The organism is Acetonema longum DSM 6540 (assembly GCF_000219125.1).
GTDB lineage: Bacteria > Bacillota > Negativicutes > Sporomusales > Acetonemataceae > Acetonema > Acetonema longum.
On the sequence record NZ_AFGF01000056.1, the window covers coordinates 25286 to 37540 of the forward strand.

The 12255-nt window shown below is 51.3% G+C and carries 14 protein-coding genes; all 14 read left to right on the top strand.

All coding sequences use genetic code 11. The annotated features are described in order from the left end of the window. Positions 1-10 precede the first annotated feature (10 nt). The 14 genes from ALO_RS07460 (at position 11) to ALO_RS07525 (ending at position 12246) form a co-directional block, all read left to right on the top strand. Entirely contained in the window at positions 11-382 is a 372-nt protein-coding gene (locus tag ALO_RS07460; RefSeq protein WP_004094454.1) for a DRTGG domain-containing protein, read from the top strand. Continuing rightward, entirely contained in the window at positions 372-800 is a 429-nt protein-coding gene (locus ALO_RS07465; protein ID WP_004094456.1) for an ATP-binding protein, read from the top strand. The genes ALO_RS07460 and ALO_RS07465 overlap by 11 nt, the downstream gene beginning before the upstream one ends. A gap of 182 nt (positions 801-982) precedes the next feature. Continuing rightward, complete coding sequence (locus tag ALO_RS07470; protein ID WP_040292951.1) at positions 983-2317, top strand: [Fe-Fe] hydrogenase large subunit C-terminal domain-containing protein; 1335 nt, start codon at positions 983-985, stop codon at positions 2315-2317. 29 nt (positions 2318-2346) lie between these two features. Continuing rightward, positions 2347-2688 (top strand): DRTGG domain-containing protein, encoded by a 342-nt coding sequence (locus ALO_RS07475; protein ID WP_004094459.1) that lies wholly within the window; start codon positions 2347-2349, stop codon positions 2686-2688. Then, entirely contained in the window at positions 2688-3428 is a 741-nt protein-coding gene (locus ALO_RS07480) for a PHP domain-containing protein (protein WP_004094462.1), read from the top strand. The genes ALO_RS07475 and ALO_RS07480 overlap by 1 nt, the downstream gene beginning before the upstream one ends. Before the next feature lie 188 nt (positions 3429-3616). Further along, entirely contained in the window at positions 3617-4114 is a 498-nt protein-coding gene (nuoE, locus tag ALO_RS07485) for an NADH-quinone oxidoreductase subunit NuoE (RefSeq protein ID WP_004094465.1), read from the top strand. A 12-nt stretch (positions 4115-4126) separates the two neighbouring features. Then, positions 4127-4678 (top strand): ATP-binding protein, encoded by a 552-nt coding sequence (locus ALO_RS07490; RefSeq protein WP_004094468.1) that lies wholly within the window; start codon positions 4127-4129, stop codon positions 4676-4678. Beyond that, complete coding sequence (locus tag ALO_RS07495) at positions 4678-5049, top strand: (2Fe-2S) ferredoxin domain-containing protein (protein WP_004094470.1); 372 nt, start codon at positions 4678-4680, stop codon at positions 5047-5049. The genes ALO_RS07490 and ALO_RS07495 overlap by 1 nt, the downstream gene beginning before the upstream one ends. Positions 5050-5358: 309 nt before the next feature. Then, on the top strand, positions 5359-7149 hold the full coding sequence (gene nuoF / locus ALO_RS07500; RefSeq protein ID WP_004094473.1) for an NADH-quinone oxidoreductase subunit NuoF: 1791 nt from the start codon (positions 5359-5361) through the stop codon (positions 7147-7149). A 26-nt stretch (positions 7150-7175) separates the two neighbouring features. Continuing rightward, on the top strand, positions 7176-8906 hold the full coding sequence (locus ALO_RS07505; RefSeq protein ID WP_004094475.1) for an NADH-dependent [FeFe] hydrogenase, group A6: 1731 nt from the start codon (positions 7176-7178) through the stop codon (positions 8904-8906). Positions 8907-9096: 190 nt separating this feature from the next. Then, on the top strand, positions 9097-9735 hold the full coding sequence (locus ALO_RS07510; protein WP_004094477.1) for a redox-sensing transcriptional repressor Rex: 639 nt from the start codon (positions 9097-9099) through the stop codon (positions 9733-9735). 156 nt (positions 9736-9891) lie between these two features. After that, positions 9892-10461 carry a Maf family protein gene (locus tag ALO_RS07515; protein WP_004094479.1) on the top strand — a complete coding sequence of 190 codons (570 nt, stop codon included), beginning with the start codon at positions 9892-9894 and terminating at the stop codon, positions 10459-10461. Beyond that, positions 10458-11150, top strand: a complete 693-nt coding sequence (radC, locus tag ALO_RS07520; RefSeq protein ID WP_004094480.1) for a RadC family protein — start codon at positions 10458-10460, stop codon at positions 11148-11150. Before ALO_RS07515 ends, radC begins: the two co-directional genes overlap by 4 nt. A 67-nt stretch (positions 11151-11217) precedes the next feature. After that, complete coding sequence (locus ALO_RS07525; protein ID WP_004094482.1) at positions 11218-12246, top strand: rod shape-determining protein; 1029 nt, start codon at positions 11218-11220, stop codon at positions 12244-12246. Positions 12247-12255: the final 9 nt, after the last annotated feature.

The window sequence follows — 12255 nt, forward strand, 5'->3', positions numbered from 1 at the left end:
GGGGGATTTGGTGAAGCTTTGTGAGGCAAAAATACTGCTCAACGCAGAAGTGGTTTTTGGGGGGCATCTTTTAGATAAGGAAGTAACCACTGCTTGTGGCGCGGATCTCATGAGCGATGTGTTGGCGTTCACCAAAGAACGGACCCTGCTGCTAACCGGATTGACGAACCTGCAGGTCATCCGGACCGCCGAGATGAGTGACTTGGCGGGAATTGTATTTGTCAGAGGCAAGCGGCCGAGTCAGGATGTCATTCAACTGGCCGCCAATAACGGTATTCCTTTGCTAGTTACGAGCTGGCCAATGTTTGAAGCTTGCGGCTTATTATACAGCGGCGGTATCAGGGGCTGTTCCTCTCCTCAAGGAGTTCATCATGAAAGCTGATGCCGGTTTGTCTCTGGAGTTTACTTTGCACGGCGCAGACTTTGAATTAGCCGGCGCCGCTTCCAGTAAAATAAAGCGAATCCTGCAGCAGGTCGGAGTCAAATCTGACGTGATCCGCCGCATTGCCATCAGTTCCTATGAGGCGGAAATGAATGTGATTATTCACGCTTATCACGGTGAAATGAGAGTTAGCATCTATCCTAACCGGACTGAAATCACCATTGAAGATGAAGGGCCGGGTATCCCGGATATTAAACTGGCCATGCAGGAAGGATATTCTACCGCCTCCGACCATATTCGGGAATTGGGTTTTGGCGCCGGTATGGGATTGCCGAATATAGCCCGCTGCTGTGATGCCTTTGAGATTACATCGGAAGTCGGGAAGGGGACTAGGATCTATATGATGATCCTCCACTAGGAGACCGTTGAAAAAGGCCCATCTGCGTCGTTACTCCTGCGGGCGCGCGCTTGCCGTACCCTGCGAACGTACTGTCTGCGCGCGCGTCCTCGTCGCGCCTAGCATCTGAACTTTTTTGAACGGTCTCATATTCGAGGCCCCAGTTGTATGACAAAACTTCGTGGACAGAGGGGGTGGAGGCTATTAGTGAATACTTTCATTCTGTGCGGCTGATAGCGGAGCGCTGCAAGGGATGTGTGAATTGTATCAAACATTGTCCCACGGAAGCGATTCGCATTCGCGGCGGCAAAGCCCGGATCACGGAATCCCGCTGTATAGACTGCGGCGAATGTATCAGGCGCTGCCCGAATCATGCCAAGACAGCTGTTACTGACTGTTTGGAACATATTAAACAATACCCATTTAATGTGGCCTTGCCGGCGCCTTCCCTGTACGGACAGTTTAATTCCGATGTGACTATTGAGAAAATTCTTGAATCTTTATTGCAAGTGGGATTTGATACAGTTTTTGAAGTCGCCTTGGGGGCGGATATTGTTTCCCGTGCCATTGCCGAATACTTAAAACGGCCGGATATTAAAAGGCCGGCCATATCTTCCGCCTGCCCGGCGGTAGTGAGGCTGGTGCAGGTGCAGTTTCCGGAATTGATTGATCATTTAATACCCATTGATGCGCCGGTAGAAGTTTCCACCCGCATTGCACGGGATGAAGCTGTTAAACGAACCGGACTGGCGCCGGAGAACATCGGTGTTTGGTTTATTACCCCCTGTCCGGCCAAGATGACCACAGTAAAACAGCCGTTGGGATCGGAAACATCCAATATTTCCGGGGCAATCGGCATTTCTGAGATTTATGGGGACTTGCTCAGAGCGTTTCCTGACTGCAACGGTGGCCAAAAATTGCGGCGAGCTTCTCCGGCAGGTATCGGCTGGGCTCTCTCGGGCGGTGAGGTATCAGCCGTACAGGCTGCCAAAGCGTTGGTGGTTAATGAAATTGAAAGTGTCAACGGGGTGCTGGAACAGGTTGCCTTAGGCAAACTTAAAGAAGTGGAGTATATTGAGTGCTTATCCTGTGCCGGAGGCTGTATTGGCGGACCTCTGACCGTGGAAAGCCGATTTGTAGCCCAATACCGTATGCAGCAGCGGGTTGATGGGAAGATGAACCCGGATGCTATTGGAAATTTGTCGGTGAATGTGGATTACGCTGCAGTTTTAGGAGGGGATGAACGACGGGTGATTGAACCGCGTCCGGTCATGCGGCTGGATGAAGATATTTCCAGGGCTCTATATAAAGTGGAGGTCATGGAAGACACACTAAAAAGACTGCCCGGATTAGACTGCGGCTCCTGCGGTTCCCCTAACTGCAAAGCATTAGCTGAGGACATTGCTCAGGGAACAGCCTGTGAGACCGATTGCCTTTTTAAACTGCGGGAGAAGGTAAGGGATTTAGCCCGGGAAATGGTTGAAGTGGCGGACAGACTGCCGCCGCCCCTGGTCAAACAATCAGGCGATGAGTCTTGATTATCGGTACAGGACAGGAGGTGAATCCCGTGACGGTGAGAGATCTTGTCAGTGCTTTATCCCTGGAGGTTGGCGCCGGGGAATCTATGCTGGACGAGCCTGTGACTGGCGGCTATGTTTCGGATTTGCTGAGCAATGTGATGGGGCAGGCACAGCCCGGTCAGATTTGGGTCACAGTGCAGGCCCACCAGAATATTATTGCTGTAGCATCGTTGGCTGGGCTGGCGGCAGTGCTTCTGGCCGGAGAAGTGCGGCCGGAAAATGAGGTTCTTCAGAAAGCGGAAAGTGAAAAAGTCCCTGTACTACTATCGCCGCTGCCGGCTTATGAATTAGTGGGGCGCTTATTTCAACTTGGGGTCAGAGGTATGTAATGGATGAGTTTGTTGCGGATTTGCACGTCCATTCCCTGCTTTCTCCCTGCGCTGCGGTGGAAATGACGCCTCGCAATATTATTTTGCATGCTGTTCGGCATGGAGTGAATATTATCGCCCTGGCCGATCATAATGCCGGGGATAACGTAATAGCGGCGATAGAAGCGGCCAAGGGACTGGATGTGACCGTGCTGCCCGCCATGGAAGTGGAAACCAGGGAAGAGATCCACCTGGTCACTTTATTTGACAGCATGCATCGGTTTAAAGCCTGGGAGGAGATCGTCTCGCGCCATAGGCCGAAGCGCCTCAATGATGAAAAAAAATTTGGCGCCCAGTTCATTGTCGATGCACAGGATGAATTTGTGGCCGTAAAACAGGAACTTCTGCTGGCGTCCCTTTCTCTGGGAATCGCCGAAATCAGCCGGAAGGTCGCTGAACTGGGCGGTATTTCGATAGCCAGCCATATCGACCGCCCATCTTATAGCATTATTTCTCAATTGGGATTTATCCCGGCCGATGCGTTTTTGGCAGCAGTGGAAGTTTCACGGCTGACCAAACCTGGCGATGCCCGCCGTTTGTTCCCGGGGATCGGGAATCTGCCGGTGATTACCGCTTCCGATGCCCATACTATACATGATTTTGTTACCGGACCGAAAATGGTCTTTCATATTCGGCAGCCGAATTTAGCCGAGATAGTTCAGGCTTTGCAGGGACAAAATGCACGAAAGGTGGTGGTCTAACCACTATACCGGCAGGGGTCGTTGAAAAAGGCCCATCTGCGTTGTCAGGTCTGCGAGAGCGCGCTTGCCGTACCCTCGCGAACGTACTGTCTGCGCGCGCTTTCTCGACCTTCCTAGTATCTGGACCTTTTTGAACGGCCCCGGATTTGAGCCGCAGACGATCTTTGCAATCGAAGGAGGAATAGATCATGAGCAATGAAAACGAAGTAAAAAAATGCTGCTGTGGCGGCAACGCCAGTCAGATGGCGCAATTGGATGCGATTCTGGCCAAATATCAGGGTGTGCAAGGCGCCTTGATTCCGGTTCTGCAGGAGGCCCAAAATGCCTATGGGTACTTGTCGAAAGAAGTTGTAGAATGCATAGCGAAAAAAATGGGTATCCCGGTAAGTCAGGTTTATGGAGTCATTACCTTCTATTCGCAGTTTCATCTAAATCCCCGGGGTAAAAATATCATTCGGGTCTGTCAGGGAACAGCCTGCCATGTAAGGGGCGGTAAGGCGATCTTACAAGCCCTGGAGGATCAGCTTCATATTTCTGCCGGTCAAACCACGCCGGACCTGAAATTCACCTTGGAGACGGTGGCCTGTATCGGCGCCTGCGGTCTGGCGCCAGTCATGATGATCAATGATGATACTCACGGGCGGCTCACCACCGATATTCTGCCGGAAATTCTGGCCAAATACTAGACGCGGCATTTTATGCATGAACTCTCGCTGCATATTTTAGATCTGGTTCAAAACTCCCTGGAAGCGGGAGCGAACGATATCTTTCTGGAAATTATCGAGGACCGGCCAAAAGATGAGTTAATGCTCCGCGTGACTGATAACGGCAAAGGAATGCATGAAACTCTGCTGGGAACGGTTCGCGACCCGTTTGTAAGTACCCGAAAAACCCGCAAAGTTGGGCTGGGCTTGCCGCTCATTGACATGACGGCCCGGCAGGCCGGCGGCAGTCTGGATATCGAGTCGAAACCCGGTAAGGGAACGGTGGTTAAAGCGACCTATTGTTTAAATCATATAGACTGTCCGCCTCTGGGCAAAATTGGGGCTGCGCTGAAAGCTTTGCTGGTCGGCAATCCGGGAGTAAATATCCGCTATTATCATCAGGTTGACAGTCAGACCTTTTCTCTTTCCACTCAGGAAATTCGCGGAATTTTGCATGGTATTCCGCTGACTCACCCGGATGTGCTGCTATGGCTTGACGGGCACATTCGGGAGAATTTGGCGAGACTTTACGGGGGTGTTAAGTGATGAAAACACTGGAAGATTTAAAACGTCTGCGGGAAAAACTACAGGACGAAACCCGCCTGCGTCACAGCAGCGGAACACAGATTATCATCGGTATGGGGACCTGCGGTATCGCCGCCGGAGCCAGGGAAGTAATGACTGCCATTTTGGATGAAATAGCCAAGCGTAATTTACAGGACGTGGAGGTCAGGCAAACTGGCTGTATTGGCATGTGTGAAAAAGAAGTGCTGGTGGATGTGGTGCGTCCCGGGGAGCCCAGGATTACTTATGGCAAAGTTAAACCCGCCGTGGTGTCTAAAATTATTGCAGAACATGTGGTAAACGGACGGATTGTGGAGGAGCTTGTAGTCGGCAAAATCACCAGAGACCGTTGAAAAAGGCCCGTATGCGTCACTTCAGCCTCTTGCGGACGGACACGTACTCTGCGAACGTACAGTCTCACGCCGTCCTCGTCGCGCTGTATCAGAATTTGTGACTTTCCGGGAAATAGGTAGCGGCGGATGGTTTCTCATTAAGCCGCAAAGTCACCTGAATTCTTCAGTACGGCAACGCAGGCGTTGCTCTTACCCAGGCATCTGGACTTTTTTGAATGGTCTCAGATTCGTGGCCGCAGGTGAGTTTGCAACAGTATGACAGGCGCCCATGATACTTTGAATGATGCTAAAGATTAGGAGGGGGAAAATATGCAACACATTAGAGCGCATGTGCTGATTTGTGCCGGAACCGGCTGTGTCTCGTCCGGCTCTAAAAAAGTAGAAACCGCCTTGCGGGACGAACTGGTGAAAAAAGGACTGGATCAGGAAATAAAAGTGGTTGAAACCGGCTGCCACGGCTTCTGTGAGATGGGGCCGATTCTGATCGTGTATCCGGAAGGTGTTTTTTATTGCCGGGTGCAGCCGGAAGACGTGCCTGAACTGGTAGACTCCCATTTATACAAGGGCCGTATTGTCGAAAGGCTCTTATACCGTGAACCGGTATCCCACGAAAAGATTCCGAATTATAATGATATTGCTTTCTATAAAAAACAACACAGGATGGTACTGGCCAATTGCGGCCATATCAATCCGGAGGAAATCGGAGAATATATCGCTGCCGGCGGCTATGAAGCCCTGGCTAAGGCTCTGACAGTTATGAAGCCCGTCGAGGTTGTCGCCGAAATGAAAAAATCCGGCTTGCGCGGCCGGGGAGGCGGCGGTTTCCCTACCGGCACGAAATGGGAGTTCACCCGTAATGCTGCCGGTGACAAAAAATACGTGGTCTGTAACGCAGACGAAGGAGATCCGGGCGCTTTCATGGATCGCAGCGTTTTAGAGGGAGACCCTCACCGGGTGATTGAGGGCATGGCTATCTGCGGTTATACCATAGGTGCGGATGAAGGCTATATTTATGTGCGGGCTGAATATCCATTGGCTATCAAACGCCTGCGCATCGCTATGAAACAGGCGGAAGAAATGGGCCTGATCGGCGATAATATTTTTAATTCCGGTTTTAATTTTCATCTGAAAATCAAAGAAGGAGCCGGCGCTTTTGTCTGCGGTGAAGAAACGGCGCTGCTGCATTCCATTGAAGGAAAACGCGGCATGCCCCGACCCCGTCCTCCATTTCCGGCCATTGCCGGCTTGTGGGGTAAACCGACCAATATTAACAACGTAGAGACTTTTGCCAATGTACCTCAGATCATCACCAAAGGCGCCGATTGGTATGCTTCCATTGGCACCGAGCGCAGCAAAGGCACCAAAGTCTTCGCCTTAACCGGCAAAATTAACAATACCGGCCTGGCGGAAGTGCCCATGGGGATTACTATGCGGGAAATCATCTATGAAATCGGCGGCGGCATTCCCAACGGCAAAAAATATAAAGCCGTGCAAATCGGCGGCCCTTCCGGAGGCTGTCTGCCAGAACAGCTTTTGGACCTGCCGGTGGACTATGACTCCCTGATTCAGGCCGGAGCGATGATGGGTTCCGGCGGTTTGGTGGTCATGGATGAGACCACCTGCATGGTGGATATCGCCAAGTTTTTCCTGAACTTCACTCAGTCTGAATCTTGCGGCAAGTGTACCCCCTGCCGCGAAGGGACGAAACGGATGCTGGAAATTCTCAACCGCATTACCGAAGGCAAGGGCCAGGAAAACGATATTGATCTCCTGGAGGAAATGGCCAAAAACATCAAGGCCACTGCCTTGTGTGGCTTGGGGCAGACCGCTCCCAATCCGGTGCTGAGCACATTGCGCTATTTCCGGGCGGAATATGAAGCCCATATTAAGGAAAAACGCTGTCCGGCAGGAGCTTGCAAAAGCCTTTCCGGGTATCAGATCACCGAATTATGCAAAGGCTGTGGCCTGTGCAAGAAGGTCTGCCCGGTAGACGCGATTAGCGGCGAAGTCAAAGCAATACACAGTATGGATCAGGCCAAATGCATCAAATGCGGTGCTTGTTTTGCCAAATGCCCCTTTAAAGCGATCGTCAAGGGATAAATAGGCGAATGAAGGAGTGTGAGACTATGGACCAGGATAAAGTAACAATAACGATTGACGGCCAAAAGCTGCAAGTGCCAAAAACTTCGACCGTGCTGGAAGCGGCCCGGTCCGCAGGCGTTAAGATACCCAGCCTTTGTTATCATCCCGAGTTGAGACCGGAAGGGGCCTGCCGGGTGTGTATGGTGGAAGTGGAAGGGGCTCGCAGCTTGGTTGCCTCCTGCGTATATCCGGTCAACGAAGGCATGGTGGTCCGGACTAATACTCCGGCAGTGCGGGAAGGCCGCAAAATGGTGGTGGAACTGCTGTTGGCCAACCATCCTCAAGACTGCCTGTCCTGCCAGCGCAACCTAAACTGCGAGCTTCAAAGCATCGCCGGTGATTTGGGGCTGCGTCAGGTCCGGTTTGACGGAGAAAAGAAACACTATCCTCTGGATGATTCCAATCCTTCGCTAGTACGGGACCAGTCCAAATGTATTCTGTGCGGACGATGCATCCGGGCCTGCAGTGAACGCCAGGGAGTTCATGTCTACAGTTTCGTAAACCGGGGATTTGATACTACGGTTTCACCGGCCTTCAACCAGGGTTTGCATCAGGTAGCCTGTACTTTCTGCGGCCAGTGTGCGGCAGTATGTCCCACTGGTGCTATTGTGGAACGGGATAACACAGCGGAAGTGTGGAAGGTTCTCAGCGATCCCCAGAAGCATGTAGTGGTCCAGACTGCCCCGGCGGTACGGGTGGCTCTGGGGGAAGCCCTGGGCCTGGATGCCGGACAAATCGTGACTGGCAAAATGGTGGCGGCATTGCGCCGCTTAGGCTTTGATAAGGTGTTCGACACCGACTTCAGCGCCGACCTGACGATTATGGAAGAAGGTTCGGAATTTATCGAGCGCTTGACCAAAGGAGGCAAACTGCCGATGATTACCTCCTGCAGCCCCGGCTGGGTCAACTTTATCGAGCTGATGTATCCGGATCTTCTGGAGCACCTGTCTACGGCTAAGTCACCGCAACAGATGTTTGGCGCTCTGGTTAAGACTTACTATGCCGAAAAGAGCGGCATCAGCCCCGCCGGCATTGTGTCGGTGTCCATTATGCCCTGCACGGCGAAAAAGGCCGAAGCAGCCCGTACTGAAATGAAGTCCAACGGGCATCAAGATGTGGATTATGTCCTTACTACCCGGGAACTGGGGCGCATGATCCGGGAGGCGGGTCTCGACTTTAATGCTCTGCCGTCGGAGGAATATGATGCGCCGCTGGGCATTTCCACAGGCGCCGGCGTTATTTTCGGCGCAACCGGCGGCGTGATGGAAGCGGCTCTCAGGACTGTGGCCGAAACAGTAACCGGTAAAGCGTTGCCCGACATCGAATTTCATAATGTGCGCGGCTTGACCGGAATCCGGGAAGCTGTAGTGCCGGTGGGCGATTCAAAAGTCAAGGTGGCTGTGGCTCATACCCTGGGGAATGCCCGTATGCTTATGGAAAAGATTCGTGCCGGTGTGGCTGATTATCACTTTATTGAAATTATGGCTTGTCCCGGCGGCTGTATCGGCGGAGGCGGACAGCCGGCGCCAATTTCACAGGAAGTGCGCCAGCAGCGGATTAACGCCATTTACCAGTGCGATCAGGCTATGACACTGCGTAAATCCCATGAGAATCCGGCTGTAAGAGAACTTTATGATACCTGGCTGGGCAAACCGCTGGGCGAGAAATCGCATAAACTGCTGCATACTCACTATCATCCCCAGGAACGCTGCTAGACCGCTATCACAGAATTGGCGCCTCCGGTTTTCCGGAGGCGCCAATTCTGTTTCCAATATTTTTTTAAATAAAGTACAAGGACAAAAGAGGAAAAAGTATTGGCCCAGTGGAAGCATATTTGATATGGATAAACAGAACTAGACATACTGATATTGTAGAGATTGACTAATCAACGGGAGGTTCTGACTGTTGAAAGACCATATTGTTATTTCCCGGGCTACGATCGACCGTTTGCCGGTATATTTTCGCTGTTTGCGTCACATACAGGAAGAAGGAGCCGAAATTATTTCTTCTGAGGATTTGGGCCGCCGGGTCGGCGTTACACCGGAACAGATACGCAAGGACCTGGCCTCATTCGGAGAATTTGGCAAAAAAGGCGTTGGCTACTATGTCCGGGATTTGATCCGCAATATCGGCGAAATTCTGGGTTTGCATCGCAATTGGAATATTGCTATTGCCGGGGTGGGACATTTAGGCTGGGCTTTGGCCAACTATCGCAATTTTATTTCGCTAGGATTTAATTTAAAAGCGCTGTTTGACGTAGATCCGATGAAGATCGGCCAGATTGTCAATGGTGTGGAGGTTTTTTCCTGTGAAAAAATACCCCAGATTGTAGACGAATATGATATCCATATCGCCATTATTACCGTTCCGGCTTCCAATGCCCAGTCTATTGCGAATGTATTGGTGGAATGCGGCGTCAAAGGAATTTGGAATTTTGCTCCGATACGGCTGAAGGTGCCGGACGATGTCCGTCTTGTCAGTGAAGATCTCTCCGTCGGCTTGAGCAGTATTTCCTACTATCTTAGCCGCGAATATAAACTTTAAAAAAATTTTTCAACAAAAAAAATTCCTAAAAGAAATCCTGGCGAATCGCAAGGATTTCTTTTGTTTATTGTAGAAGATACACATACTAGGTATAACGCTGAAGCTGAATTAGACTGGATTCGACACAAGATATCGCGTTATATTTTAGGGGGTACCATGGCTATCATTTTAGCTTCGTCTTCGCCGCGCCGGCGGCAGTTATTGGAACAAGTCGGACTCTCCTTTACCGTTGTCACCAGTGAAGTAGAGGAAAAGAACTGTCAAGGTTCCTCACCGGCGCAGACAGCCACTCTCTTGGCTGAGAAAAAAGCATTAGCAGTGGCGGCGAAAGCAGAGGCGGATGATATTGTCATTGGGGCCGATACCATTGTGGTTGTGGACAATCAGGTGTTTGGCAAGCCGGATCATCCCAGCCAAGCCAGAGAAATGCTGCATATCTTGTCAGGCCGTTGTCATCAGGTGATGACCGGCATAGCTGTGGTAAAAGGGAAAAGCGTCTGGTCAGACGTGCAAGTGACACAGGTTATATTCCGAAACTTGAAACCGGATGAGATAGAACGTTATATTGCCAGTGGAGAACCTGCCGATAAAGCAGGCGGATATGCCATTCAGGGACTGGGAGTCCTTTTGGTGGAGAAAATCGAAGGATGCTATACCAACGTGGTCGGGTTGCCGTTAGTAACGCTTTCCCGATTACTGATAAAGGCTGGTGTTCGAATGTTATGAATCAGGAGAAACCGCTGACAATTAAAGAACTGCCGGAAGAGGCCAGGCCGAGGGAACGGTTATTGTCATTCGGTCCTCAATCTTTAAGCAGCGCTGAGTTGTTAGCCATACTGATTCGGACAGGCACGCCCCAGGAGTCGGCCTTGCGCATTGCCGAGAAAATGCTCAAGCAATACGATGGGGTGAGCGGGTTGAGTGGTGTAACGCCGCAGGAACTTAGCCGGATGAAAGGGGTCGGAGCGGCTAAGGCCGTCTCGATTATTGCTGCCTTAGAAATTGGTAAGCGACTATCGACGGCCACGCCCCACGACAGACCGGTCATCCGACATCCCGGTGATGCGGCGGATCTATTAATGCCAAGACTGCGCTATGAAACGAAAGAACACTTTATCGCCATTCTATTGTCTACTAAAAATCATGTTTTGGCGACGCCGACTGTCTCCATTGGTAGTCTCAACGCATCGGTTGCTCATCCTCGGGAATTGTTTCGTGAGGTTATTAATTATGCCGCTGCAGCCGTAATTGTGGCCCATAACCACCCCAGCGGAGACCCGTCACCCAGCAAGGAAGACATTGCGCTGACTAGAAAGCTGGTCGAAATCGGGCAATTAATCGAAATCCCGGTTCTCGACCATGTAATAATTGGCGATGGCAAGTATGTTAGCATGAAAGAAAAGGGAATAATATGATCAATGAATGTGCCTGTGCAAGTTGCCTAAGTAAGCTGTCTAAGTAAGGAAGGGAGTATTGTCTTTTATGGGTTTTTTCGGATCGTTTTCACGCGATATGGGTATAGATTTGGGGACTGCCAATACGCTTGTTTATGTGGGAGGTCGGGGCGTTGTGCTGCAGGAGCCGTCAGTGGTGGCCATGCAGAGAGATACCGGCGAAGTACTGGCGGTAGGGGATGAGGCCAAGCAAATGATCGGACGCACTCCGGGCAATATCGTGGCTATCAGACCGCTGAAAGACGGTGTTATTGCTGATTTTGACGTGACTCAGTCCATGTTGAAATATTTTATCAAAAAGAGTATCGGCAGCCGGACGCTCATCCGCCCACGGGTGATTGTGGGAGTTCCTTCCGGCGTGACGGAGGTGGAAAAACGGGCAGTGATTGATGCCACCATTCAGGCCGGGGCCAGAGAGGCCTATCTGATTGAAGAACCGATGGCCGCCGCTATTGGCGCCGGATTACCGGTTCAGGATCCCATCGGCAATATGGTGGTGGATATCGGTGGCGGTACCACTGAGGTGGCAGTCATTTCACTGGGGGGCATTGTCAACAGCAAGTCCATCCGAATTGGCGGCGATGAAATGGACGAGGCCATTATCCATTATATTAAGCGCAACTATAATATGATGATTGGCGAACGTACCGCCGAGGAAGTAAAAATCAAAATGGGATCGGCTACCATGCCGGCAAGCAATGAAACCCAGGAAGTCCGGGGACGGGATTTGGTCTCCGGGCTTCCTAAGACGCTGAATTTAAGCGCACAGGAAGTGCAACAGGCTTTGCATGAGCCGGTGCTGGGCATACTGGATGCGGTAAAGGCAACATTGGAAAAGACGCCGCCTGAGTTAGCCGCTGACATTATGGATAGAGGCATTGTTATGACCGGCGGCGGATCGCTGTTGCGCGGGCTGGATCTCATGATCGCAAAAGAAACCGGTATGCCGGTGCATATTGCCGAGGAGCCTCTTTCCTGCGTGGCTATCGGCACGGGTAAGGCTCTGGACAGCATTGAGTTGTTGCAGCGAGTGCTCATTTCGTCCAAAAAGGGATAAAGGAGAGAT

What these genes read in the sequence shown, in the direction of transcription:
- ALO_RS07465 (WP_004094456.1), top strand. Translation starts at nt 372, where the DNA reads ATGAAAGCTGATGCCGGTTTGTCTCTGGAGTTTACTTTGCACGGCGCA.
- ALO_RS07480 (WP_004094462.1), top strand. Translation starts at nt 2,688, where the DNA reads ATGGATGAGTTTGTTGCGGATTTGCACGTCCATTCCCTGCTTTCTCCC.
- nuoE (WP_004094465.1), top strand. Translation starts at nt 3,617, where the DNA reads ATGAGCAATGAAAACGAAGTAAAAAAATGCTGCTGTGGCGGCAACGCC.
- ALO_RS07490 (WP_004094468.1), top strand. Translation starts at nt 4,127, where the DNA reads ATGCATGAACTCTCGCTGCATATTTTAGATCTGGTTCAAAACTCCCTG.
- ALO_RS07495 (WP_004094470.1), top strand. Translation starts at nt 4,678, where the DNA reads ATGAAAACACTGGAAGATTTAAAACGTCTGCGGGAAAAACTACAGGAC.
- nuoF (WP_004094473.1), top strand. Translation starts at nt 5,359, where the DNA reads ATGCAACACATTAGAGCGCATGTGCTGATTTGTGCCGGAACCGGCTGT.
- ALO_RS07505 (WP_004094475.1), top strand. Translation starts at nt 7,176, where the DNA reads ATGGACCAGGATAAAGTAACAATAACGATTGACGGCCAAAAGCTGCAA.
- ALO_RS07515 (WP_004094479.1), top strand. Translation starts at nt 9,892, where the DNA reads ATGGCTATCATTTTAGCTTCGTCTTCGCCGCGCCGGCGGCAGTTATTG.
- radC (WP_004094480.1), top strand. Translation starts at nt 10,458, where the DNA reads ATGAATCAGGAGAAACCGCTGACAATTAAAGAACTGCCGGAAGAGGCC.
- ALO_RS07525 (WP_004094482.1), top strand. Translation starts at nt 11,218, where the DNA reads ATGGGTTTTTTCGGATCGTTTTCACGCGATATGGGTATAGATTTGGGG.